General features: G+C 36.8%; 29 protein-coding genes. 7 read left to right on the plus strand and 22 right to left on the minus strand.

The genetic code is table 11. The annotated features are described in order from the left end of the window. Positions 1-4 precede the first annotated feature (4 nt). The 16 genes from rpsH to CQ046_RS10220 form a co-directional block, all read right to left on the minus strand. Complete coding sequence (gene rpsH / locus CQ046_RS10145; RefSeq protein WP_047376575.1) at positions 5-403, minus strand: 30S ribosomal protein S8; 399 nt, start codon at positions 401-403, stop codon at positions 5-7. A gap of 147 nt (positions 404-550) precedes the next feature. Beyond that, the gene (rpsN, locus tag CQ046_RS10150; RefSeq protein ID WP_002983233.1) at positions 551-820 is read right to left on the minus strand and encodes a 30S ribosomal protein S14; all 270 of its coding nucleotides are present in this window, start codon (positions 818-820) and stop codon (positions 551-553) included. Between the two features lie 3 nt (positions 821-823). Beyond that, a complete protein-coding gene (gene rplE / locus CQ046_RS10155; RefSeq protein ID WP_105702144.1) occupies positions 824-1,375 on the minus strand; it encodes a 50S ribosomal protein L5 in 552 nt (183 codons plus the stop codon). A gap of 11 nt (positions 1,376-1,386) precedes the next feature. Continuing rightward, the gene (gene rplX, locus CQ046_RS10160; protein WP_034694681.1) at positions 1,387-1,713 is read right to left on the minus strand and encodes a 50S ribosomal protein L24; all 327 of its coding nucleotides are present in this window, start codon (positions 1,711-1,713) and stop codon (positions 1,387-1,389) included. A gap of 21 nt (positions 1,714-1,734) precedes the next feature. Continuing rightward, on the minus strand, positions 1,735-2,103 hold the full coding sequence (rplN, locus tag CQ046_RS10165) for a 50S ribosomal protein L14 (protein ID WP_002983226.1): 369 nt from the start codon (positions 2,101-2,103) through the stop codon (positions 1,735-1,737). Between the two features lie 2 nt (positions 2,104-2,105). Beyond that, on the minus strand, positions 2,106-2,360 hold the full coding sequence (rpsQ, locus tag CQ046_RS10170; RefSeq protein WP_027371715.1) for a 30S ribosomal protein S17: 255 nt from the start codon (positions 2,358-2,360) through the stop codon (positions 2,106-2,108). A 12-nt stretch (positions 2,361-2,372) separates the two neighbouring features. Then, a complete protein-coding gene (gene rpmC / locus CQ046_RS10175) occupies positions 2,373-2,558 on the minus strand; it encodes a 50S ribosomal protein L29 (protein ID WP_034694678.1) in 186 nt (61 codons plus the stop codon). A 12-nt stretch (positions 2,559-2,570) separates the two neighbouring features. Next, positions 2,571-2,996 carry a 50S ribosomal protein L16 gene (gene rplP, locus CQ046_RS10180; RefSeq protein WP_029297776.1) on the minus strand — a complete coding sequence of 142 codons (426 nt, stop codon included), beginning with the start codon at positions 2,994-2,996 and terminating at the stop codon, positions 2,571-2,573. A gap of 98 nt (positions 2,997-3,094) precedes the next feature. Continuing rightward, entirely contained in the window at positions 3,095-3,844 is a 750-nt protein-coding gene (rpsC, locus tag CQ046_RS10185; RefSeq protein WP_034694675.1) for a 30S ribosomal protein S3, read from the minus strand. Between the two features lie 7 nt (positions 3,845-3,851). Next, positions 3,852-4,250, minus strand: coding sequence for a 50S ribosomal protein L22 (gene rplV / locus CQ046_RS10190; RefSeq protein WP_034694674.1), 399 nt, complete (start codon positions 4,248-4,250; stop codon positions 3,852-3,854). Between the two features lie 2 nt (positions 4,251-4,252). Further along, complete coding sequence (gene rpsS, locus CQ046_RS10195) at positions 4,253-4,531, minus strand: 30S ribosomal protein S19 (protein ID WP_034702850.1); 279 nt, start codon at positions 4,529-4,531, stop codon at positions 4,253-4,255. A 2-nt stretch (positions 4,532-4,533) separates the two neighbouring features. Further along, a complete protein-coding gene (rplB, locus tag CQ046_RS10200; protein WP_047380579.1) occupies positions 4,534-5,355 on the minus strand; it encodes a 50S ribosomal protein L2 in 822 nt (273 codons plus the stop codon). A 22-nt stretch (positions 5,356-5,377) separates the two neighbouring features. Continuing rightward, a complete protein-coding gene (rplW, locus tag CQ046_RS10205; protein ID WP_105702145.1) occupies positions 5,378-5,668 on the minus strand; it encodes a 50S ribosomal protein L23 in 291 nt (96 codons plus the stop codon). Between the two features lie 3 nt (positions 5,669-5,671). Further along, the gene (gene rplD, locus CQ046_RS10210) at positions 5,672-6,301 is read right to left on the minus strand and encodes a 50S ribosomal protein L4 (RefSeq protein WP_105702146.1); all 630 of its coding nucleotides are present in this window, start codon (positions 6,299-6,301) and stop codon (positions 5,672-5,674) included. Continuing rightward, complete coding sequence (rplC, locus tag CQ046_RS10215; RefSeq protein WP_047422405.1) at positions 6,292-6,915, minus strand: 50S ribosomal protein L3; 624 nt, start codon at positions 6,913-6,915, stop codon at positions 6,292-6,294. Before rplC ends, rplD begins: the two co-directional genes overlap by 10 nt. A 249-nt stretch (positions 6,916-7,164) precedes the next feature. Next, a complete protein-coding gene (locus CQ046_RS10220) occupies positions 7,165-7,929 on the minus strand; it encodes a DeoR/GlpR family DNA-binding transcription regulator (protein ID WP_105702147.1) in 765 nt (254 codons plus the stop codon). A gap of 116 nt (positions 7,930-8,045) precedes the next feature. Here CQ046_RS10220 and CQ046_RS10225 point away from each other — a divergent pair, with 116 nt between their 5' ends. The 7 genes from CQ046_RS10225 to CQ046_RS10255 all read left to right on the plus strand — a co-directional run bounded on the left by CQ046_RS10225 (position 8,046) and on the right by CQ046_RS10255 (position 17,229). After that, the gene (locus tag CQ046_RS10225; RefSeq protein WP_105702148.1) at positions 8,046-9,644 is read left to right on the plus strand and encodes a glycerol-3-phosphate dehydrogenase/oxidase; all 1,599 of its coding nucleotides are present in this window, start codon (positions 8,046-8,048) and stop codon (positions 9,642-9,644) included. Positions 9,645-9,654: 10 nt separating this feature from the next. Then, a complete protein-coding gene (gene glpK / locus CQ046_RS10230) occupies positions 9,655-11,151 on the plus strand; it encodes a glycerol kinase GlpK (RefSeq protein WP_105702149.1) in 1,497 nt (498 codons plus the stop codon). A gap of 22 nt (positions 11,152-11,173) precedes the next feature. Further along, entirely contained in the window at positions 11,174-11,905 is a 732-nt protein-coding gene (locus CQ046_RS10235) for an MIP/aquaporin family protein (RefSeq protein ID WP_105702150.1), read from the plus strand. Positions 11,906-11,911: 6 nt separating this feature from the next. After that, on the plus strand, positions 11,912-12,724 hold the full coding sequence (locus CQ046_RS10240; RefSeq protein ID WP_410493680.1) for a hypothetical protein: 813 nt from the start codon (positions 11,912-11,914) through the stop codon (positions 12,722-12,724). Positions 12,725-12,895: 171 nt separating this feature from the next. Next, a complete protein-coding gene (locus CQ046_RS10245) occupies positions 12,896-13,318 on the plus strand; it encodes a hypothetical protein (protein ID WP_105702152.1) in 423 nt (140 codons plus the stop codon). Between the two features lie 132 nt (positions 13,319-13,450). After that, positions 13,451-14,428: a hypothetical protein gene (locus tag CQ046_RS10250; RefSeq protein ID WP_105702153.1), complete on the plus strand. Its 978-nt coding sequence runs from the start codon at positions 13,451-13,453 to the stop codon at positions 14,426-14,428. Between the two features lie 80 nt (positions 14,429-14,508). Beyond that, positions 14,509-17,229, plus strand: a complete 2,721-nt coding sequence (locus CQ046_RS10255; RefSeq protein WP_105702154.1) for a hypothetical protein — start codon at positions 14,509-14,511, stop codon at positions 17,227-17,229. Positions 17,230-17,288: 59 nt separating this feature from the next. On the opposite strand, the gene CQ046_RS10260 is transcribed toward CQ046_RS10255, so the two are convergent. From CQ046_RS10260 to fusA, 6 genes are all read right to left on the minus strand, one after another. Next, complete coding sequence (locus CQ046_RS10260; RefSeq protein WP_105702155.1) at positions 17,289-19,532, minus strand: zinc-dependent metalloprotease; 2,244 nt, start codon at positions 19,530-19,532, stop codon at positions 17,289-17,291. A gap of 102 nt (positions 19,533-19,634) precedes the next feature. Further along, positions 19,635-20,126: a low affinity iron permease family protein gene (locus CQ046_RS10265; protein WP_105702156.1), complete on the minus strand. Its 492-nt coding sequence runs from the start codon at positions 20,124-20,126 to the stop codon at positions 19,635-19,637. 139 nt (positions 20,127-20,265) lie between these two features. Beyond that, a complete protein-coding gene (locus CQ046_RS10270; RefSeq protein ID WP_105702157.1) occupies positions 20,266-20,553 on the minus strand; it encodes a hypothetical protein in 288 nt (95 codons plus the stop codon). Between the two features lie 15 nt (positions 20,554-20,568). Continuing rightward, on the minus strand, positions 20,569-22,824 hold the full coding sequence (locus tag CQ046_RS10275) for a TonB-dependent siderophore receptor (protein WP_105702197.1): 2,256 nt from the start codon (positions 22,822-22,824) through the stop codon (positions 20,569-20,571). A gap of 326 nt (positions 22,825-23,150) precedes the next feature. Beyond that, complete coding sequence (gene rpsJ / locus CQ046_RS10280) at positions 23,151-23,456, minus strand: 30S ribosomal protein S10 (RefSeq protein ID WP_002661363.1); 306 nt, start codon at positions 23,454-23,456, stop codon at positions 23,151-23,153. Between the two features lie 16 nt (positions 23,457-23,472). Further along, on the minus strand, positions 23,473-25,590 hold the full coding sequence (gene fusA, locus CQ046_RS10285) for an elongation factor G (protein WP_105702158.1): 2,118 nt from the start codon (positions 25,588-25,590) through the stop codon (positions 23,473-23,475).

Here is a 25,590-nt window from a genome sequence, read left to right on the forward strand (position 1 = left end):
AAAATTAATAAACATAGCAGATTACTTCACCGCCTACTTTCTCTTCTCTAGCTTTCTTGTCAGTCATTACTCCTTTAGAAGTAGAGATGATAGAAATACCCAAACCGTTTAATACTCTTGGAAGTTCAGTAGAACCTTTGTACTGTCTCAAACCTGGTCTAGAAGCTCTTTGGATAGACTTGATAGCTGGTTTGTTGGTTTGCTTATCGTACTTTAAAGCGATTTTGATCACTCCTTGAACAGCGTTATCTTCAAACTTGAAGTTTAAGATATACCCTTGATCAAATAGGATCTTAGTAATCTCCTTTTTGATTTTCGATGCAGGAATTTCCACCACTTTGTGGCCTGCGCTTTGTGCGTTCCTTACTCTTGTTAGGAAATCTGAAATTGGATCTGTTACCATTTTTCTTTTATAAATTATTGGTTAAAGAACAATCAGTATTGAAAAGACTTGAAGATTAAAATATCAGACGTCAGAAATCTTCGGTCTGATATTTTTATTCTTTAGTATCTTGACAACTTAATTGTCCCGATTTTTAATTAGTAATTATTACCAACTAGCTTTTCTTACACCTGGGATAAGACCGTTGTTTGCCATTTCTCTGAAAGTTACTCTGGAAATACCGAACGTTCTCATGTATCCTCTTGGTCTACCTGTTAGTTTACATCTGTTGTGTAATCTTACAGGAGAAGCATTTTTAGGCAATTTTTGAAGTCCTTCGTAATCACCTGCTTCTTTAAGAGCTTGTCTTTTAGCAGCGTATTTAGCAACTAGTGCTTCTCTTTTGCGCTCACGCGCTTTCATTGATTCTTTAGCCATTTCTTAGTTCTTTTTAAATGGTAAACCGAAGTGAGTTAATAATGCTTTAGCTTCTTTATCTGTTTTCGCAGTAGTAACGAAAGTGATGTCCATCCCTTGGATTTTTTTCACTTTGTCAATTACGATTTCAGGGAAGATAATTTGCTCAGTAATACCTAAGTTGTAGTTACCTCTACCATCGAAACCATCTGCTTTGATACCAGAGAAATCTCTGATACGTGGTAAAGCAGAAGAAGTAAGTCTGTCTAAGAACTCATACATTCTCTGAGCTCTCAAGGTTACTTTTGCACCTACAGGCATTCCTTTTCTAAGTTTGAATGCAGCTTCGTCTTTCTTAGAGATCGTACCTACTGCTTTCTGACCTGTGATGTTTGTAAGTTCTTCTACAGCATAATCGATAATTTTCTTATCTGCAGTAGCGTCTCCTAAACCTTGTGATACAACGATTTTCTCTAATCTAGGTACTTGCATGATTGACTTGTACCCGAATTCTTCCATCATTGCAGGAACAATTGTCTCTTTGTATATTTTTTTGGGTCTTGCTATAAATTCCATGTTAATTCAAATTATAAAGTTTCACCCGTTTTTTTGTTAATTCTTACTTTCTTATCTCCTTCGATTTTGTAACCGATTTTAATAGCTTTTCCGTCTTTACCAACTAAAGCTACGTTTGAGATATGAATAGAAGCTTCCTTTTCAGTAATTCCTCCTTGAGGATTAGAAGCTGAAGGCTTAACGTGTTTTTTGATGATGTTAAGTCCTGCAACGATTACTCTTGGGTCTCTACCTTCTTTCTTGATCACTTCAATAACTTCACCAGTCTTACCTTTGATATCTTTCTTACCAGTAGTAATGATTACGTTATCTCCTCTTTTTATTTTTAACTTTGACATTTCTTTTAAAAATTTTTAAAATTAAAGTACTTCAGGAGCTAATGAAATGATTTTCATATATTCTTTGTCTCTCAACTCACGAGCAACTGGTCCGAAAACACGCGTTCCTCTCATTTCTCCCGCTGCGTTTAGTAATACACAAGCATTGTCGTCGAATTTGATGTATGAACCATCTTTTCTTCTTACTGCTTTTTTAGTTCTTACTACTACAGCTTTAGATACCTGACCTTTTTTAGCGTTTCCTGATGGTGTAGAATCCTTGATAGTAACAACGATTTTATCACCAACTGAAGCATATCTTCTTCTGGTTCCTCCCAGAACTCTAATAACTAGTACTTCTTTAGCACCTGTGTTATCAGCAACTTTTAATCTTGATTCTGTTTGTAACATTATTACTTAGCTTTTTCAATGATTCTTACTAATCTCCATCTCTTGCTCTTGCTCAAAGGTCTAGTTTCTTGGATAAGAACTGTATCACCTTCTGTGCATTCGTTGTTCTCGTCGTGTGCAGTATATTTTTTCGTTTTCAAAACGAATTTACCGTACATCGGGTGCTTTACTCTTGTAGTTTCACTAACAACAATAGTTTTTTCCATTTTATTGCTGGAAACCACTCCGATTCTTTCTTTTCTTAAATTTCTATCCATTGTAAAATGAAATTATTGTTTGTTAGTTAACTCAGTGTTTAGTCTTGCGATTGTCTTTCTCAAATCTCTGATTTGAATCGGGTTTTCAATTGGGCTGATTGCATGAGCCAATTTCAATTTAGAATATTGAGCTTTTGCTTCAGTTAATTGAGCTTGAATATCACCCGCGCTTAAATTTTTAATATCAGCATTTTTCATTGTATTCAAAGATTATAGAGGTTTAACAAAATCGTTAGCAACGATGAATTTAGTAACTACTGGTAATTTTTGTGCAGCAAGTCTTAAAGCTTCCTTAGCGATATCGTAAGGTACACCTCCGATTTCGAACATAATCTTACCTGGTTTTACTACAGCTACCCAATATTCAACAGCACCCTTACCTTTACCCATACGTACTTCCGCTGGTTTTTTAGTAATTGGCTTATCTGGGAAGATTTTGATCCATAGTTGACCTTCTCTCTTCATATATCTTGTCGCAGCGATACGAGCCGCTTCAATCTGTCTTGCAGTGATCCAAGCTCCTTCCGTTGCTTTGATCCCAAAAGTTCCGTAAGCAAGTTGACTACCTCTTTGGGCATTCCCCTTCATCTTCATCTTGTGAACTCTACGGAATTTGGTTCTTTTTGGTTGTAACATAATTTCTAAATTTTAGATTTTAGATTTTAGATTTTAGATTTTTTTTAATTTTAAAAAAGTAACGGTAATTTAAAATTCAAAATTTCTAATCTAAAATTTTAATTATTATTGTTATTGTTGTTGTTTTTTCTAGGTCTTCTGTTGTCTCTGTCTCCTCCTCTGTTTCCTCTGTCTGACTGACCTCCTTTTTTCTGTTGTCCTACTAATGGAGAAAGTTCTCTTTTACCGTAAACTTCACCTTTCATAATCCAAACTTTTACACCTAGTCTACCGTAAGTAGTGTGAGCTTCTGCCCAGTGGTAATCGATATCAGCTCTGAAAGTTGACAATGGAATTCTTCCTTCTTTGAAAGATTCTGATCTTGCCATCTCAGCTCCGTTCAATCTACCAGAGATTTGAACTTTGATACCTTCAGCACCCATTCTCATAGTACTTGCCATTGCCATTTTAACAGCTCTTCTGTAAGAAATTCTGTTTTCAATTTGCTTAGAAATACTATCAGCAACTAGTACAGCATCTAATTCAGGTCTTTTGATTTCGAAAATGTTGATTTGAATATCCTTACCTGTAAGTTTCTTCAATTCTTCTTTCAATTTATCAACTTCCTGACCTCCTTTACCGATGATAAGTCCCGGTCTAGCAGTAGTGATTGTAACTGTTACTAATTTAAGTGTTCTTTCAATATAGATTTTTGAAATACCACCTTTAGATAATCTAGCCTCAAGGTATCTTCTGATTTTGTAGTCTTCAGCGATTCTGTCTCCATAATCGTTTCCACCAAACCAGTTAGAATCCCATCCTCTGATGATACCTAATCTATTACCAATTGGATTTGTCTTCTGTCCCATACCTTGATTAATTTTCTTTTTTACCTAAGATTAATGTAATGTGGTTTGATCTTTTTCTGATTCTATACCCTCTACCTTGTGGAGCTGGTCTTAGTCTCTTCAATTGTCTTGCACTGTCTACAAAAATTTCTTTAACGATAAGATTAGCTTCTTCAATATCAGCACCTTCGTTTTTAGTCTGCCAGTTAGCCATTGCTGAAAGCAATACTTTTTCTAACTTGTTAGATGCGTCTTTTTTAGAATATTTTAGAATGTATAAAGCTTTGTCAACTTGCTCTCCTCTAATGATATCAGCAACTAATCTCATTTTTCTTGGAGAAGATGGGCAATCATTGTGTATTGCTTTTACTACATCTTGGTTTGTCAATTTACGTGCTAATGCACTTTCTCTTTTTCTTGATCCCATGATTATCTGCTTCCTTTGTTTTTGTTACCACCATGACCTCTGAAAGATCTTGTTGGAGAAAATTCGCCTAGCTTGTGACCAACCATGTTTTCTGTAACATAAACAGGGATAAAAGATTTCCCGTTGTGTACTGCAATAGTTTGTCCTACGAAGTCTGGAGAGATCATTGATGCTCTAGACCAAGTTTTGATAACTGTCTTCTTACCAGACTCTATGTTTGTCTGAACCTTCTTATCTAAAGTATGATGAATGAATGGTCCTTTTTTAAGTGATCTTGCCATAATTATTTACGTTTAGATATGATATGACGGTTAGACGCTTTATTTTTCTTTCTGGTTTTGTAACCTTTAGCAGGCATACCGTTTCTAGATCTTGGGTGACCTCCTGAAGAACGTCCTTCACCACCTCCCATTGGGTGATCTACCGGGTTCATTACAACTGCTCTTGTTCTAGGTCTTCTACCTAACCATCTGCTTCTACCAGCCTTACCTGATACAGTTAATTGGTGATCCGAGTTAGAAACAGATCCAATCATTGCCATACATTCAGTAAGGATCATTCTTGATTCTCCTGAAGGCAATTTGATGATTGCATATTTACCATCTCTAGAAGTTAATTGAGCTGAAGAACCAGCACTTCTTGCTAAAATAGCACCTTGTCCAGGCTTCATTTCAACACAAGAGATTACAGTACCCAATGGAATGTTTTTCAATTTCATTGCGTTACCTACGTTTGGTTCAACGCTTTCTCCTGATACTACCTTCTGATCAACTTTGATACCGTTTGGAGCGATGATATATCTCTTCTCTCCATCAGCATACTCTAATAAAGCGATAAATGCAGTTCTGTTTGGATCATACTCTACAGTTTTTACAGTTGCTTCAACGTTTGCTTTGTTTCTTTTGAAGTCAATAATTCTGTATTTCTTTTTGTGTCCACCTCCGGTGTAACGCATGGTCATTTTACCAGTTTGGTTACGTCCACCTGACTTACTAATACCAACTGTTAGAGATTTCTCTGGTTTGTTGGTAGTAATTTCTTCAAAATTGTTTACAATTCTGAATCTCTGTCCCGGGGTGATAGGTTTTAATTTTCTAACAGACATTACTATTATTTATAATTAATAATTAATTTACAGCAAAAATATCGATAACCTCACCTTCAACAAGTTTAATTACCGCTTTTTTCAATTTGTTTGTCTTTCCTACTTGAAGACCTTTTTTAGTGTATTTTGAAGAAACCTTCGGAGCATAAATCATTGTGTTAACGTCTGCTACTTTTACACCGTAAGCTGCTTCAACAGCTTTTTTAATCTGGATTTTATTCGCCTTAGGTTCAACTAAGAAAGAATAAGAACCTCTTAAATCTGTAAGGTAATTAGCCTTTTCTGAAATAACTGGTTTAATAATAATAGACATGACTTATTTCTTTAAATTTTCCTGGAATTTTTCAACTGCACCTTCAAAGAATACAACTTCACCTGCATTTACTAAATCGTAAGAGCTAACTTCGTTGAAGTTCATTACTTTAGTTTTAGGTAAGTTTCTTGAAGATAAATACACATTCTTGTTAGCTTCAGGAAGAATGAATAAAGATTTTTTACCGTTCAATGCTAATGCATCCAATAAAGTAATGAAATCTTTAGTCTTAGGAGCATTTAAGCTCATATCTTCTAAAACTCTGATGCTGTTGTCTCTCATTTTCTGAGATAAAACAGATTTCTTCGCCAATCTCTTAAGAGCTTTGTTCAATTTGAATCTGTAGTCTCTTGGTTTTGGTCCAAATACTCTACCTCCACCTCTGAAAGTTGGAGATTTAATATCACCATATCTAGCAGATCCAGATCCTTTTTGCTTCTTAAGCTTTTTAGTAGAAGCAGTAATTTCGCTTCTTTCTTTTGCTTTATGAGTCCCTTGTCTTTGTGCAGCAAGGTACTGTTTAACTTCTAAGTAAACCGCGTGCTGATTTGGCTCAATTCCGAATACTGTTTCGTCTAGAGTTACTTTTCTTCCGGTCTCTTTTCCTGATGTATTTAATACTACTAGTTCCATTTTCTGATAATTACATAAGAATTTTTAGCTCCCGGAACAGCACCTTTTACTACTAAAAGATTTTGTTCTTGATCAACTTTTAACACTTGAAGGTTTTGAACAGTTACCTGCTCACCTCCCATTCTTCCAGCCATTCTCATCCCTTTGAATACTCTTGAAGGGTCTGAACCAGCACCGATAGAACCTGGAGCTCTAAGTCTGTTGTGCTGACCATGAGTTGCCTGCATTACACCTCCAAATCCGTGTCTTTTAACAACACCCTGGAAGCCTTTACCTTTTGAAGTTCCTGTTACATCTACATACTCACCTTCGATGAATAGATCAACACTTACTACCTCTCCTACTTTTGCTTCAGTAAATCCATCGTGGAATTCTACTAATTTAGCTTTAGGAGCAGAACCAGCCTTTTTAAAATGACCAGCTAACGCTTTACCAACGTTCTTCTCACTCTTGTCATCGAAACCTAATTGAACAGCTGTATAACCGTCTTTTTCTAAGGTTCTGACCTGTAAAATCGAGCATGGACCAGCTTGAATAACTGTACAAGGAATGTTTTTCCCTTCTTCGTTAAACAAAGACGTCATACCGATTTTTTTACCAATAATACCTGACATTGTTTATATTATAATAAAATTTATCCTTTATTTATCACCATTTTTTGGAAGTCTGAAGTAATTTCTACTTTTGATATAGGCATACTACGCTCCTAAAATGAGTGTGCAAATTTATGAATAATTTTATAACTGACAAATATTTCGGGTAAAATATTTTGATTTTTAATCAATTAGGTGATTTTGAAAAAATCCAGACCAGATTTCCCAAAGATTTATTTTGATTTTGAAAAATAAATTAAGATGAAAGCATTATTGAGACAAAACATTCACTCCCAATTCCTCCAGCTCAGCCCTGTCTTCAATGGAAATACCATGATCAGTAATTAGGTAATCTACCTGGTCTAACGCTGCAATTTTCCCAAAACCTTTTTTATTTAATTTAGAAGAATCAGCAAGAATAACAGTCTGATCAGCGCATTCCATCATAATCTGATTAAGGTGAGCTTCTGCTGCATTGGAGGTACTGATTCCGAATTCAGGATCAATGCCATCTACACCTAGAAAAAGTTTATTGCATGAAAACTGTTTAAGAATTCCTTCGGAAATAGATCCTACAATAGAAGTAGAGCTTTTTCGTACCTCTCCTCCCAACTGTATGATATTAATATTAGGATTATTGCAAAGTTCAATAGCCACCCTCAAAGAAGATGTCAATACTGTAAGAGGCCCAAAATTCACCAGCATTCTTGCCAGATAATGCATTGTAGTTCCGGATGCCAATATAATACAGTCATTTTCCTGAATCAATGACAAAGCCGCTTTTGCAATAGCCTGCTTTGCCTCCACATTGATACTTTCTTTCTCCCCTACATTTTTCTCATAGGCATATCTTACCTGCTTACTCGCTCCTCCGTGGTTTCTGAAAAGAAGTCCCAGACTTTCGAGATAGTTCAGATCCTTTCGGATCGTAACCGAAGAAACGCTAAGCTTCTCACACAGATCCTGAACAAGCACATGTCCTTTTTCCTCAAGCTCTTTCAGTATTTCATCCTGCCTTGGTAGTAGCTTTTCCATTTTATTCGTTTCATCAAAAATACCGATTTTTTTTCACATCTTAAAATTTCATTTATTTTCTTTTTGCTTTCATTTTTAATTTATATATTTGAAAACGAAACATAAACGAAACATTTATGAAACGAAACGAAGAACTCAGTAAGTTAACCAATGTAAAAGAATGGGACTTTATTGTCATAGGAGGAGGAGCCAGTGGTTTAGGTTCAGCATTAGACGCGGTAAGCAGAGGATTCAAAACATTATTGCTTGAATCTCATGACTTTGCAAAAGCAACATCCAGCAGAAGTACCAAGTTGGTACATGGTGGAGTTAGATATCTCGCTCAGGGAGATGTCGGATTGGTAAAAGAAGCATTAAAAGAAAGAGGACTCTTAGCAAAAAATGCAGCACATATCGTAAAAAACCAGTCTTTCATTATTCCGAACTACACATGGTGGGGAGGAATCTACTACAAAATAGGGCTGTCTGTTTACGATTTCCTTGCCGGAAAACTAAGTTTAGGAAAAACAAGATACATCAGCAAATCAAAAACCGTTGAAAAGCTTCCTACTATTGAACAAAACCACTTAATGAGCGGTGTTGTTTACCAGGACGGACAATTTGACGATGCCAGACTTGCGATTAATCTTACCCAAACGATTATTGAGAAAGGCGGAAGTGCTGTTAATTATGTAAAGGTAATCAACCTTTTGAAAGATGACTCTGATAAAGTAATAGGGGTGGTTGCAGAAGATCAGATTTCTAAGCAGCAATATCAGATTCATGGTAAAGTAGTCATCAACGCCACCGGTGTATTTACGAATGACATTCTTAATATGAATAACCCCAAGCATGGTAAATTAGTTGTACCAAGCCAGGGAATTCACCTTGTATTAGATAAATCTTTCCTGAAAAGTGATGACGCCATCATGATTCCTAAAACTTCAGACGGCAGGGTTTTATTTGTCGTTCCATGGCACGACAGAGCTTTAGTAGGAACTACGGATACTCTTTTAAAGGATGAAAGTTTCGAACCTCGTGCTTTAGAAGAAGAAATTAGTTTTGTTTTAAATACCGCCAGACAATATCTATCTAAGAAACCAACTCGTGAAGATGTAAAATCAGTTTTCGCAGGCCTTCGTCCACTTGCCGCTCCTAAAGACGGAAGCAAAAGTACAAAAGAGGTTTCCCGAAGCCATAAAGTGATTACTTCAGAAACCGGATTAGTTTCTATTATCGGAGGAAAATGGACAACATACCGTAAAATGGCCGAAGATACAGTAGACGAAGCGATGAAAGTCCACAGGTTGGGTAACAATCCATCTAAAACAGAACATCTTTCCATTCATGGAAATGTAAAACCAGAACAGGTAGACAGAACCAATCACCTGTACGTTTACGGATCTGATATCCCCGCTATAAAAGCATTGCAGGAAAGCAATCCCCGTTATGCGCAAAAAATCCACCCTGATCATCCTTTCACTGTAGCAGAAGTTGTATGGGCTGTAAGAACAGAAATGGCAGAAACTATTGAAGATATTCTGGCCAGAAGAGTACGTTTACTGTTTCTTGATGCAAGAGCTGCTATAGACAGTGCTCATAACGTAGCAAGAATCATTGCTGAAGAAAAAGGATATTCTGAAGAATGGGCTCAGCAACAGGAAAATGAATTTATTGAATTAGCAAAAGGATATTTATTAACTCCTTATTCACCTAAAGTTATCAACCTAAATTAGCATTATATACATGAATGAAAAACTAATTCTCGCTCTAGACCAGGGAACAACTTCCTCCAGAGCGATTCTCTTCAATCACAGCGGAGAAATCAAATATGTATCGCAAAAAGATTTCAGTCAGATATTCCCCACCCCAGGCTGGGTAGAGCATGATCCTAACGAAATCTGGTCATCACAAATCTCCGTAGCAGCAGAAGTTATAGCGAAAGCAGGTATCTCCGGACTGGAAGTTGCCGCTATCGGTATTACCAACCAACGTGAAACGACAATCGTTTGGGACAAAGAAACCGGTGAGCCTATCTACAATGCAATTGTATGGCAAGACCGCAGGACCTCAAAGTACTGCGATGAACTGAAAGAACAAGGGCATGCAGAAATGATCAAAGAGAAAACAGGACTTGTTCTGGATGCTTACTTTTCAGCAACCAAACTGAAATGGATTCTTGATAATGTAGAAGGAGCAAGACAAAAGGCGGAAGAAGGAAAATTATGTTTCGGAACTGTTGACACATGGCTTGTCTGGAAACTTACCCGTGGAAAAATGTTTATTACAGACGTTTCCAATGGCAGCAGAACAATGCTTCTGAATATTCATACCTTGGAATGGGATAATGATTTATTAGAATTATTCAACATTCCGAAAACTATTCTTCCTGAAGTAAAACAAAGCAGTGAAATATATGGTGAAACTGCCACTACTCTATTCTCTACCAAAATTCCGATTGCTGGAATTGCGGGCGACCAGCAGGCTGCTTTATTCGGACAAATGTGCACTACTCCGGGAATGGTTAAAAACACATACGGAACAGGCTGTTTCTTATTAATGAATACAGGAACTGAAGCTGTTTCTTCTAAAAATAATCTGCTTACAACCGTAGCCTGGAAAATTAATGGAGAAGTGAACTATGCACTGGAAGGAAGTGTATTTGTAGGAGGTGCAGCCATTCAATGGTTGAGAGACGGTCTTAAAATTATTCATTCTTCAGATCAGGTGAACGAACTGGCTGCTTCTGTGCCAGATAATGGCGGAGTGTATTTCGTTCCTGCATTGACTGGTCTTGGCGCCCCTTACTGGGATCAATATGCACGAGGAACTATTGTAGGAATTACCCGCGGTACTACTGACGCACATATCGCAAGAGCTACGCTGGAAGGAATAGCATTCCAGGTTTATGAGATTGTAAAAGCTATGGAAGCAGATTCCGGAAGAGCAAGCCTTGAATTAAGAGTAGACGGTGGTGCTTCTGCAAGTGATCTTCTGATGCAGATACAGTCTGACCTATTCGGTTTCAAAACTACGAGACCTAAAACACTTGAAACAACAGCACTAGGAGCAGCTTATCTTGCCGGCCTTGCTGTAGGATATTGGAAAAACATTGATGAAATTCAGGAACAATGGATTATAGATAAAGACTTCCACCCTCAATTGAGCAGGGAGCAAGTAGATAAAATGACCCATTTCTGGAAGAAAGCTGTAAAAAGCGCTCAAAGCTGGATAGAAGATTAATTCACTTATAAAAAAAACTTATATGACCCCATTTATTGCAGAAGTTATCGGAACGATGCTTCTTATATTGTTAGGCAACGGTGTTGTAGCCAATGTTGTCTTAAAAGATACGAAAGGAAATAATTCCGGATGGATCGTTATTACTACCGCATGGGCACTTGCCGTTTTCGTGGGAGTAACCGTTGCCGGGCCAATAAGTGGGGCTCACCTGAACCCGGCTGTAACTATTGGTCTTGCAGCTGCAGGAAAATTTTCATGGGATTTGGTTCCGTCTTATATCGCCGCTCAAATGATCGGAGGAATGCTGGGTGCTTTTCTGGTATGGTTATTTAATAAAGATCATTTTGCCATTACAGAAGATGAAGGGGCTAAACTGGCTTGTTTCAGTACAAGTCCTGCCATCAGAAAAACATCTTCTAATCTGATCAGCGAAATCATTGGAACATTCGTTCTGGTATTCGTTATTTTTCATTTTTCAGATCCGAGTATCTCTTTACAGGCAGATCCAACCGCAAAAGTAGGATTAGGCACAGTAGGGGCTATTCCGGTTACCTTTCTTGTATGGGTAATAGGATTATCGCTTGGAGGTACTACAGGATATGCAATCAACCCTGCAAGAGATCTTGCTCCAAGAATCATGCATGCCATCTTACCTGTAAAAGGAAGCAGTGATTGGGGATATGCCTGGATTCCGGTAGTAGGTCCTGTTACAGGAGCTATTATCGCAGCAGTTTTATATGGATTTTTAAAATAAAAACAAATGATGAAAAAAGTCTTAAAGGGGATCTTCCTTCTTGCCATCGGCACAGGAAGATTATTTTCACAGGAAAATGGCGAAACCAAGGAAACCAAAGAAGGCAGGCTTGATTTTACAGCCAACATTCAGAACAATCACTTATGGAGAGGGCTTATTATTACAGACAAACCTGTTGTAATGGGAAATCTTTCTTATGCCTTAGATGCGGAAAAGAAATGGAAGGTAGGAATTTGGGGTGCATCTGCATTAGCAGATGATAAGGACAACACTCATTATAAGGAGATCAATTATTATGTTCAATATTCCAACGGACGTTTTTATATTGGATTATGGGATCTTTATAACTCCCGAAACATCAATACTGCAGTGGCTGCTGATGATATCTTCAGCTATTCGCAGAGGAGGACTGCCCATATCATTGATTTAAGAACAAACTATACTTTCGGCCCTTCATTCCCGATCAATATTGAAGCTGATATCATGCTGTATGGTGGGGCTAACGCAGGAGAAGTTATTCTGGAAGCTGATGGAACCTACAAAAAGAACAGATACTCTACTTATGTACAGGCAAGCTATCCTGTCATTAAGGGAGAGAAAGTGAATCTGGATGCATTTGTAGGAGCAGGATTTGCGCTCAACGACAAAACATTTTTATATGGCAATGGCAAAAACAGCTTTGACATCGTGAATGTAGGAGTAAAAGCTGGAAAAGTAGTTAAGATTACCGATCATTACAGCCTTCCTGTCTCTATGATGGCCATGTGGAATCCGTCCAATAAATATGCAAGAATTCAACTTGCAGCAACGGTTTTTTAATCTGATTTTAGCTAAATTATAGAAAAGCCACTCCTTTTGGGGTGGTTTTTATTACACCTCGGCTTAAAAAGGAGAATTGCTTAAAAATACACTGTAAAAAAAACCATACAATAACCGGGTTTTTACGGAGGCTCCTTTGCTTAAATATATTTACTTTTGAAAAAAATATGTATGAAAAAGATTTTCAGTTTACTGATTCTGTGTATTAGTCTTTTTACTTTGGCCCAGCAGGTGAAAGTTCCTTTTACCGGACACAGAAGCTTTGATATCATGAAAGGTTACAGTGGCACCGGTACACCTCATTATTATGTGGATATTAAAAAGAGTGGTGATGTTCATTTTGGATATGTTCAGGTGAATCAGGCTGACGGAAAAGAAACAAAAGAAGAAATAAATGCCGGACAATATGCTCCTAATAAAGTCATGAAAGTAGGTTTTAAGGAATATGAAGAGAATTTTTTGGTGAAATTTGACAAAGATAAAATCTATCTTACCGATGAAAGAGGAAATATTCTACACCTTGAGGACTGCTGTTCATCCAGTGAGAGTGTTAATAAAGACACGTGTAAGTGTGAAAGTGAACTTTATAAGTAGTTAAAATTGTATATATAGAGAGAGCCACTCCATCTGGGGTGGTTTTCTTTTTGTAGTGAAATGCCAATCACCGGGATTTTACGGTTTATATTCTGCCTGAATATCCTTATTTTTGATGAGTGATTTATCCCCATGAAAAATTATAAAATCCTTTTTCTGCTTATCTTTTCCCTTATTGTGTCATGCAGCAAGAAAGAAAATCATCCTTACACGTTTTATTACTGGAAAACCAAATTAAAACTTGACAGCGAGGAGAAGAAAGCATTGGACAAATCAACTGTTCCTTATTTGTACACAAGATTCTTTGATGTAGATAAAGTGAACGGAAAATTTCAGCCAGTGGCTGTTATTACTAAAGACAAAAGTTTTCAGACTGACAAGCAGATTGTCCCTACAGTTTTCATTACCAATCAGACCTTGCTGGGTATTTCTGCGGATGAAATCAAATTTCTGGCGGAAAGTATTCATCATTTAGTTCAAAAGAAAGCGGAAGAATATCAACTGAAAACCAATAACGAAATCCAAATCGACTGTGACTGGACAGCTGGAACGAGGAATGATTATTTTAAATTTCTGAAAGAGCTCAAAAGAGTTTCCGGAAAAGAAATTACCTGCACCCTTCGTCTTCATCAGGTGAAAGATAAAAAACTGACCGGAATTCCTCCTGTGGAAAAAGTCTATCTGATGTGCTACTCTACTTCATCCCCCTTGGAAAAATCTGACAAGAATTCTATTCTGGATGTTAGCATTCTGAAAAGCTATCTTTCAAAAATGGAAGAATATCCCATCAAAAAAGTTGAAGTGGCACTTCCTATTTATTCATGGGGAATTGTCACCAATCATTTAGGGAAGCATAAACTGATTAATGCCTTATCCAAAAGAGATCTGGAAAATCCCAACTTTAAGAAAACGTCCGATCATGAGATTGAAGTTCTGAAAGATGGATTCTACTTTGGAAGTTATTTAAACAAAGGCTTTACAATAAAGATAGAGGAAATTTCTGAAGATCAGCTAAACGATGTTATACAGTTTTTACAGAAAAAAATCCCACATTTTACTATTATTTATTATCAATTAGATAGTAAATTTGTGTCAGACAGGAAATTTTAATCTCTTGCAGATAGAGGCAAACTGCCAGAACCATACCATCATACAATATTAAATTAAAAATAAAAAACACTACACACCCTATGAAAAAGTACATTCTTTCACTTGCGGTTGTATCACTTTTCTATACACAATCTGACGCCTGTGCGTGGTCAGATCCTGATTATGATTACTTCAACCTTTTTACACAAACCATCATCAAGGACAAGGCTTATCTTCCTTTTCTGCACAACTATTCAAGCAGATTTTATGGAGGATATAATTCATCATTGATTCCTGATGACAATATCGAAACATGGAAAAAGTTCTTCAACAATCAGCTTAGCTATTCTGAAACCCAGAATCTGGTGTATAAGATCAGTATGAACGATCTGAATGCTTTAAAGAACGGAAATCCTGCCAATCCACTTTTACAAAAACTAGGCACCGGATTTTACCAGAAATATAAGGACGGTATTGATTATTTGATTGAGGCCAAATATATTGAACCTTTTATGAGCATCAATTATATTGAAAGCGAGAACTCATTCTATTACGATAGAGATACCAACAGAAAAAATGCCACAGCTATTGATTATCATAAAACCATTGCAGCCTTAACGTCTTTGTACAATGCAGCGAGAAATCCTGAAATCAAACAACGTTACGGCTATCAGTTGGTAAGATTAAATCATTATACAAGAAACTATGATTCTGCAGTACAGGCTTTCAAAACTTATGTTGCTCCTATAAAACTAAAGGGGTCGGTTTACTTCATGTCCCTGGATCAGCTGGCGGGAGCTCAAAGAGGATTGGAAATGAACAGTGATGCCAACTGGAACTTTTTTCAGGTATTCATGAACAGCAAAGACCGCAAGGAATCTGCATTTGTTTCTATGAAGCTTTCGGATACGGCATCTTTCAGCAATATCCTGAAAAGAGCCAATACGAATGATGAAAAAAATATGGCTTATTTCCTTTTAGGATATGAAGATTTCAACAATCCTATTCCGATGATGGAAAAGATGTATGAAATCAATCCTGATTCTGAGATCCTGAAGGTAATGGCAGCAAGAAGTATCAATGAACTTGAAAGAAGCTATCTGCCTACTTATTACTATACTTCAGAGGCTCAAAAAACAGAAGCAAAGGAAAACTCTAAGGACAATGCTTCAAAGAACCAATCAACAGATCAAACCAAAACTGAGGTAAAAGAAGAAAAGCTTTCTTTCTGGCAGAAAATTGTAAGGTTCTTTAAAAATCTTTTCGGAGGTTCAAAATCAGAAAAAACAGGTGATAATGCTAAGGCTGATCAAAGTGATGATGAATTATTCAGCAATCCGGACAGAATTCCGTTCTACAACAGAACGGGCTATTATTACGATGAAAAAAGACAGGACTTTCTGGACAGCCTGGAGAAATTCACCGATAAAACCAAAGAAAAGTCTAAAGATGAATACTGGCAGATTGCAGATGCTTATCTTAAATTTTTAAAGAAAGACTATAAAGCGAGTTCTGAAATTTTGAATGACATCAAAACAACCAATCCGGAATATCTGGAGGAAATAAAAAGAATGAAAGTTCTTAATGATATTGTTTCCCAACCTAAAATTGATGCAGAATATGAAGATCATTTAATGAAAGATTATGCTGAGTATTTTGTGGAGAAAAAAGTAGTGAAAGATACAGCAGCAACAGATAATTTCGATTATTATGGAGAAGCTCCGTCTACTGCGGATTTCCTTAAAGATGTGATTGCCAACCGTTATTTCCTTCAGGGAGAGGATGGAAAATCTTTCCTGATGAATAACAAACTTTCGGATCTCCAATATAACCCGAATTCAAGTTTAGTAAAAAGTGTGGAAGAGTTTTACAGAAAGCCAAACAAAACACAGTTTGAACAGCAGATCATTGCGAAAAACATGGATAGTGTAGGTAGCGTAGATGCATTCTTCAGCACCATTTACGGAGACAGAGCCATGAGACTTGCCGATTTTGAAAAGGCGAAAGCTTATTATGAAAAAGCAAAAAGCTTCGCGGGTATTCCAAGACAAAATTATGACTGGAATGAAAAGAGCAGTCAAACCATCACCCCAAAACAATATACTCCTGCTGAATACAACGGATTTAAAAATATTTCAAATCTTGTATTCGGACATAATGTTTGGGAAAGCTTCGGAAGTGCTGATACCGAAAGTATGAAAGCGGAAAACTATACTGATTTCCCTTTCATCAAAACAAGCATGGATAAACTTGAACTGGCAGATGCACTGATTAAATTGAAAAAAATTGGAAACGGGACAGGTGAAAAAGCAGCCAAAGCCAATCAGCTTATCGGTAACTTACTTTACAATACTTCTATTCTAGGATATTACCGTGAATTGTTTGTAATGGATATCGACAACAGCAACGGAGGTAAATACAACTTCTGGAACACCGACAGAAAGAACCCTTACAAGTATTATTATAAAAACTTCCTGGACACTTCTTATATTGAACCTGATAATTTTGATCTGAGTATCAATTACTATCAAAAGGCACTTAAGCTTTCCAACAACAAGGAAGAAAAAGCAAGAATCTTATTCCAGATGGCAAGTGCTGAGCAGGGTAAATATTACCAGTATGAAGCTAAAGCACCAAAAGATTTTGATTACTCAGATCCTAAATGGTCTGAAAAAGAAGATGCCCGCCAAAAAGAAATGGACAACCTTAAAAACCAAAAATACAGAACTTATTTCGTTCAGTTGAAAGCTCAGTATTCTGATACCGAGACAACGAAAAACCTAATGGGCAGCTGTAGTTATTTCAGCTATTTTATGAGATAATATAAACCATAAAAAAACCTCTGAGTGATCAGAGGTTTTTTATTTTATTTTTTGTTCACCTATTTTTTAACAAATTTAGTTGTGGTCTTTTCTTCTTTACCATTTTTAATTGTAATAAAGTAAACACCTTTTACAAGAGTGCTGACATTAATTTTGCCTTCACCAATATTTCCGCTTGCAACCAATTGCCCCGGAGCATTAAAGATTTCATAAGATGCGTTGGCTGAAACATTCATAACATTCAATACATCTTCTACAGGGTTTGGATAGATCTTAACAGATTTTACATTTCCTGCTTCAGAAACTGCCAATAAACTAGCAACACTAGCCTGCTTCACTGCATAGAAAACATTCCCAAGTGCAGAAACTCTCAGGTAAATTGTTTTTCCGGCTAAAGATGCAGGGATGAAAACACTTGCTGATCCATTATTCGGAACTGATGCTGCAAGATCTGTCCAGGTTACTCCCATATCTTCTGTATAATCAATTTTAACATTTGCTACGTTGTATGGAGAAGCCGTAGTTCCGGAAACCGTCCATGTAATAGTAGAATTCACATTAGGAGTAAGTGATGTTGTATTGACTGTAAATGCAGCTGCAGATCCTACAACAATAGTTTGTGTTGCATAAGCAGTCTGAGCCTGTCCTCCAGGTTTATTATCTCTTACTGTCACACGGAAGTTGGTTGTTCTTGCCACCGTACTTGCCGCTTCAAAATCTGTAGTGTTTTTTACAGTACCTCCTAATACCGTTGCCAGCTTAGGGAAATATCTTGTAGGGCTTGCGGTAGGCGCCCAAGATCTGAAACTTGCTCCTGAGCTTGTATTTCCAATATTAGATTTAGTAACTCCATTAGCAAGCTTACTAGGGTTAACCTGTTCCCAGCAGTATGTCAAAGCATCTCCATCAGGATCTGTTGCTGAAGCTGTTAAAACAAAAGCTGTTGATTTTGGAATAGTATATGTGGTATTCATCGCAGTCACTACCGGAGGATTATTGGTAATAGGTGTTTCTACATCTACAGTTACAGTGGAAAGATTTGTCTGTACCTGATCAATACTCACACTATGGAAATAGGCATCAGAATGTTGCTGAACATCAGTACTGGCACCGGTAATACCTGCATAGCCCATAATAGTTGATCCTGACCCTGGCTCAACCTCTTGATTCAGGTAATTTTCGTAAAAGCTGTATGTATGTGAATCACCTAACTGGTGCCCTATCTCATGAGCAACATAGTCTATATCAAAATTGTCACCCATTGGTACATTACTGGCCGGAGAAGTTATTCCGCTTCCTTTATAATTATCCGGAGCGGTGTAAGCATAATAATTTCCACCTGCATCCTGGCAGTCACTTTGAGCAGCCGTGTAAGAAGTTGTGGAAATATCATTACTTCCTATACAACCAATACAGCCAGCATTTCCTCCGCCACCTGAAGCCCCGAACAAATGTCCAATATCAAAACTAGCATCAGTAACACCGTACGCTCCTCCATGTAAAGTATTCATCAATTCATTATTCCACTTACACATAAACTCAGATGTACTATAAGGATCAGTAGCGGCGTTGGTAAAAATAAGGTTAGGAGCATCAATAGCATTAACGTGAAGGTTAAATTCTTTTTCGAATACACCATTCACCCTCGATAAAGTAGCATTAATCTGGGTAAGCGCTCCAGCAACACCACCAAAATAATTAGTATACTCACCTGTCACCGACATAGCCAGCCTAAGAGTATGGAAAGTTTTGTTATTGGATTTAGCCACTGCACCTGCATTCATTAGTTTTTGCAGGTTTTCCACAGATTCTTTACTTTCTTTGGTCTTACAGGTAAATGCGTGTCCACTCTTATTAGTCTTCCCATGGATGGAGTAATAAGATTTATCTGATGTTGCAGGTTCTATAAATTCATATTTCCCGTCTGTACCAATAATCATGGATTGGAAATCATTGGGAGCAACACTAAATCTGATATATTTGGTAGGATCATCAATTCCTATCCCTACATAAGACCCAAGCTGATATTTATTCGCCAACGTCTCATCCATTACCGGAAAACTATTTACTGTAAATTTTTCAATTTTTCCATCTAAGGTAGGAATGCTAACTGTAGTGGGAGCTCCCTCACCCATTTTAGGAGCTCTGAGAAGCTGAGTTCTTATCTGATCCAAATCAAGTTTATAATAAACTGAATGATCACTTTTCTTAATAATTTTTTGTTCAGGAATCCCTCTGTTCCATTGCGCATTTGCCGAAAATGCTAAAAACAGCACAGGCAAACAAAATAATTTTGTTTTCATATATTTTTTTTGACAAATGTAAATATTTCTCAAAAAAAACAATTAAAAATAGATAAAAAAATAACTATGAAAAAATAATTAACACATATGAGAAATAAAAAATCATTTTCTTTGCTCCTGTTTCTGCATCCATTCTTCATGTCTTCTTTTAAAAAACTCATATTTATAATCATGATTTATCTGTGCAACATCAATGGAATGAGACATATGAATATCTGTATCTTTTTTAGCAAGTTCACCCAGTTTCTCATAATAGATGTGAAGCTGATCCAATTCTGCTTCTGTAAGATCTTCAATATCTACCATTCGGTTGCTTGCTTTTTCATGGGCAGCAATAAGTTCATTCAATTTGATTTGTATTGCTTTTGAGTCTTTATTCTGGGCTTTTTGAATCAAAAATACCATCAAAAAGGTAATGATTGTCGTTCCGGTATTAATTACCAACTGCCAGGTTTCAGAGTAGTCAAAGAAAGGACCGGAAACTGCCCATACCAAAACGATAAGAAAAGCCCCAACAAAAGCATAGGCACTTCCTGTAAATTTTACAGCCCAGTTTGAAAATTTCTCAAAAAAACTATTCCCTTTATGGCTCATGATCTTTATTTTTAGAATAATAAATGTATAAAATTAACAGGAATCAGACATAATAAATACTGATAAAAAAAAACATTAAAACAGAAATTCTGTCTTAATGTTTTTTTAATTAAAATTGATATGAATGTTTGAAATTATCTTATTTGATTTTTTCTGAGAACCGATATTCCAGGTTTTGTCTTTCTTCTGCTAAGATACTCTTTCCGATTTGAGCAGGTGAAAAGGTTTTTGTATAAAAAGGATTATTCCAATGATCCTTCCATGGAGAAATGTTACCCCAAGAGTATATGCTTTTAGGATCAGTGTAATGTCTTTCAATATTTTCTCTGGCTGTTTTCAGTTCTTCTTCGGACAAATGTTCTTCGGAGCATGAAGCTAAACCAGCTATGCCAATCAATGATAAAAATACTGTTCTGGTAATTTTCATAATATTTTTTTCAAGTTAGAATTTATAGTTTACCTGTACAGCAAAGTTTCTAGGCTGAATCTGATCGATGTATCCTCCTCTGAAATAAGAACTATATCCTACACTATCAAAGATATTGTTAAAGAATATTCTTATTCCCATTCCGTTTTTCATAGCATACCCTACCTGAGCGTCTACTGTAGTATATTCCGGCATATCGAAAGGTTTATCTCCTGGTTTCACACTGTTCAGGTGACCTGCTGTAAATGTTTTCTGAGTCCATTCATCAACCGGTCTTTTCCCTACATAATAAATTCCTGCACCTACATCAAGACCTGATAAAGTCCCTTTATTGAATTTATAATTCAGCCATCCGTTTGCTGTTTGCTTAGGAGCATTCATAGGTGCTGAACCATTGATATAAGCCGGGCTGTCCTGATATTGTGCATCCAGATAAGCCCAACCTGACATCACCTGAAGATTTGGAAGAATTCTTCCGATTAATTCTACTTCAACTCCTTTTCTTCTAAGGTTTCCTGCAAGACCATACATGGTTTGTTTGTTGATCACAACAGGGTTATAGTTTTCGTCAAGAATAGTAAAAGAAAGATGATCTGTTTTAATATCAAATACGGTTACATTAAATCTTAAACGCTCATTGAACCAGTCTGATTTAATACCTGCTTCCCACTGTTTAGTCATTGACGGCCCTACTCTACCACCATCTAAAAGGAAATTATTAGAAGACCTTAAAGAGGTTGTAGTGGTATATGATCCAAATACATTAACATTTGGAAGTGGTGAAAGGATCAATCCGAAATTAGGGTTCCATGTATCTACAGATTCATTAGTGGAACCATTTAATCTGCTGTAACGAAGTCCTACATGTGCTTTTACATATTTCCCGATCGTCATTACATCCTGAGCCATCGCCCCAATACTTGGTGTCAAAACAGCATTTGATCTTCCAAGGTTTTTGTAAACAACATTCACAGGAAGCTGATTCGGGATACTTCCGTTTACTACATCAAAAATATCCAGAGGATTAGCAGCGTAAGTTGTATTTCCGATTTTTGTAGCACGTGCCGTGATTAAGTTCCCAGGTGCGATTGAGTTTTTATATGCTTCATATGTTGTAGATGAAGTTTCTGTTTCTCTCCAGTCAAAACCAACCTGGAAGGTATGATTAATAAATCCTGTTTTTATTTGCTCTCCGATGAAGTCTAACTGTAATACTTTATTGATATCTTCACCCTGTGATTTTCCAATAGTCCGTTGTCTGATATTATAGTTCGTTTCACCCGCCGGTAATGATACAGATGAAGCTTCAGAATCAGTATTGCTTACTGAATTAACGAAAGCTGCTCTTACCTTTAATTTATCAGTAAGGTTACGTACAATTGTAGTAGCAAAGTTGAACGTTTCCGTTTTTGAATAATCAGATGTATATCCTAAAAACTTTCCTTTTGGCATGTGATATAATGCTTCAACAGTTCCTGGAGCAAGGTTTATGGTTCCTCTGTCCGGTGTTCTTTTATCGTGCAAATAATCCATTTCCACATTGATTAATGTTTTATCATCAGGACGGAAAGCAATGGATGGATTTACATAAATTCTTTCTCCTTTTACATGGCTTCTGAATGAATTGTTATTCTGATATGCCCCATTGAATCTAACCGCTACTTTACCCTGAGAATCCAGTACTCTCTGGAAATCTACCGTAGGTCTGTAAAAATCCCAGCTTCCGTAACGGAATCCTACATTCGTCTGATCAATAAACTGTGGTCTTTTTGTTACAACGTTGATGACTCCTCCTGCAGATCCCAAACCATTTCCTATTCCCTGGCCAATAGCAGCAGATCCTTTGATTACCTGAATACTTTCTACTCCCTGCATATCTGTGATCATCCCTGCAGTACGGAAGTCTGAATCCAGCTGAACCCCATTTTTCAATACGGGAACTCCACGATATCCTCTGATAGACATACTTTCGTTTCCTCCTCCATAACTTGAAAATAAGGTTACCCCCGGAACGTTTTTGGCAACATCAGTGACTGTAAGTGCTCCTAGTTCTTCAATAGCTTTGTGGGAGATTACTGAAATGCTCTGAATCTGATCTCTGGTTTTCAAAGGCAATCTGGTAATGGCATCCAGACCTTGCGGCTGTTTCTTTTTTTCACCAAACAGTTCTACTTCTTCAATTTTCTTGTGTTTTACTGAATCATTTACTTTCTGCGCATTGGCAAGAACCCCACCTAATAATAGCAGAGAAAAGGATACTACTTTATTCATCTGATAATTTTCTGCAAAATTATTATTTTTATTCATTCTAAATAAATAAACACAAGTGACATATGTCACCTTGAAAAGAACTATTAATATCAGATCATTAATCCTTCCTAAGGACTCTTTAGAATCCCTAAACAGATCTATTCTATCATTAAGAGTTATCCCTTCAAGGCTTTTTATGGTTACAGAAAGTACAATGTAAAAAAAACAGATTTGTAAATCATCAAATCTGTTTTTAATCCTGGTTTGGTTTTTTAGATAGTATGCACAAAAAAAATCCGTCCCTAAAAAGGAACGGATTTGTATAATCATTGCAAAGTATGCATTTATCACACTTTAATTTCAACATCTACACCTGAAGGAAGTTCTAATTTCATTAGAGCATCAACAGTTTTAGAAGAAGAAGAGTAGATATCCATTAGTCTCTTGTGAGCTGAAAGTTGGAACTGCTCTCTTGCTTTCTTGTTTACGTGCGGAGATCTCAACACTGTGAAGATTCTCTTGTTCGTTGGCAATGGAATTGGACCGTTTACAACAGCACCAGTAGCCTTTACCGTTTTTACGATTTTCTCAGCAGACTTGTCTACCAAGTTGTAATCGTAAGATTTTAGTTTTATTCTGATTCTTTGTGACATTTCTTTAATTTAAAAATTAACCTTTTGCTTTAGCTATGATTTCTTCAGCAACGTTTTGTGGAGTAGCCTGGTACTTCTCTAATTCCATAGAAGAAGTAGCTCTTCCTGATGAAAGTGTTCTTAGAGTAGTTACGTATCCAAACATTTCAGAAAGTGGAACAGAACCTTTGATTACAACAGCACCGTTTTTCTCTTCCTGACCACTGATAGTACCTCTTCTTTTGTTAAGGTCACCAATGATGTTACCCATATATTCTTCCGGAGTTACAACTTCCAGTTTCATAATTGGCTCCATAATTACTGGCTTAGCAGCACGTCCAGCTTCTTTAAATCCTAATTTAGCAGCCATTTCAAATGAAAGAGCATCAGAATCCACTGCGTGGAAAGATCCATCTTTAAGAGTAACTTTAATACCTTCAACTTCGAAACCAGCCAATGGACCGTTCTTCATTGCAGCTTTAAATCCTTTTTCAATTGCAGGAACAAATTCTCTAGGAACGTTACCACCTTTGATCTCATTGATGAATTCTAAACCAACTTTACCTTCGTCTGCAGGTCCTAGTTCAAATACAATATCAGCAAATTTACCTTTACCACCAGATTGTTTTTTGTAAACTTCTCTGTGTTGAGCAACTTTTGTTAAGTTTTCTTTGTACTCTACCTGAGGTTGTCCTTGGTTTACTTCAACTTTGAATTCTCTCTTCATACGGTCAACAATGATATCCAAGTGAAGCTCACCCATACCAGAGATAATCGTTTGTCCAGAAGCTTCGTCAGTTCTAACAGTAAACGTAGGATCTTCTTCAGCCAATTTAGCTAGAGCGTTACCCATTTTATCCTGGTCAGCTTTAGTTTTAGGCTCAACAGCGATACCAATTACCGGATCAGGGAAAACCATCGATTCAAGAACGATTGGGTTTTTCTCATCACACATAGTATCACCAGTTTTGATAGATTTGAATCCAACTGCTGCACCAATATCACCAGCTTCAATATATTCTACTGGATTTTGCTTGTTAGCGTGCATCTGATAGATTCTAGAGATTCTTTCTTTATCACCTGAACGAGTGTTCAAGATATAAGAACCAGCATCCAGTCTTCCAGAGTATGCTCTGAAGAATGCTAATCTTCCCACGAACGGGTCAGTAGCAATCTTAAATGCTAATGCAGAGAAAGGCTCATCTACAGATGGTTTTCTTGTGATTTCAGCGTCTGTTCTTGGATCAGTACCTTTGATATCATCTTTATCCAATGGAGAAGGCAAGTATTTACATACTGCATCCAACATAAACTGTACTCCTTTATTCTTAAATGAAGAACCACAAGTCATTGGGATAATAGATAAATCGATAGTAGCTTTTCTAAGAGCTTCGTTGATTTCTTCTTCAGAGATTGAATCTGGATCTTCGAAGAATTTCTCCATCAAAGTCTCATCGTAGTCAGCTACAGCTTCTACTAATTTCTCTCTATATTCAAGAACTTCAGCTTTCATGTCTTCAGGAATTGGCACTACTTCGAAAGTAGCTCCTTGTCCTGCTTCATCCCAGATGATAGCTCTGTTTTTAATTAAGTCAACAACACCTTTGAAATCTTCTTCAGCACCGATTGGTAAAACGATTGGAACTGCGTTAGATCCTAACATGTCTTTAACCTGGTTTACCACGTTAAGGAAGTCAGCACCTTGTCTGTCCATTTTGTTTACGAATCCCATTCTAGCAACTTTGTAGTTGTCAGCAAGTCTCCAGTTTGTTTCAGACTGAGGCTCTACTCCATCTACTGCTGAGAATAAGAATACCAATCCATCTAATACTCTTAAAGATCTGTTTACTTCTACAGTGAAGTCAACGTGTCCCGGTGTATCGATAATGTTGAAGTGGTAAGGTTTAGTGTCTGCAACAGGTTTTCCTTGATCAGTTGGAAAGTTCCAAGAACAAGTAGTTGCAGCAGAAGTAATAGTAATACCTCTTTCTGCTTCCTGCTCCATCCAGTCCATTGTAGAAGCACCATCGTGAACTTCTCCAATTTTATGGTTTACACCTGTATAGAATAAGATTCTTTCTGTAGTAGTAGTTTTACCAGCATCAATGTGAGCGGCAATACCAATATTTCTTGTAAATTTAAGATCTCTACTCAT

The organism is Chryseobacterium sp. MYb7, from assembly GCF_002979455.1.
Taxonomy (GTDB): domain Bacteria; phylum Bacteroidota; class Bacteroidia; order Flavobacteriales; family Weeksellaceae; genus Chryseobacterium.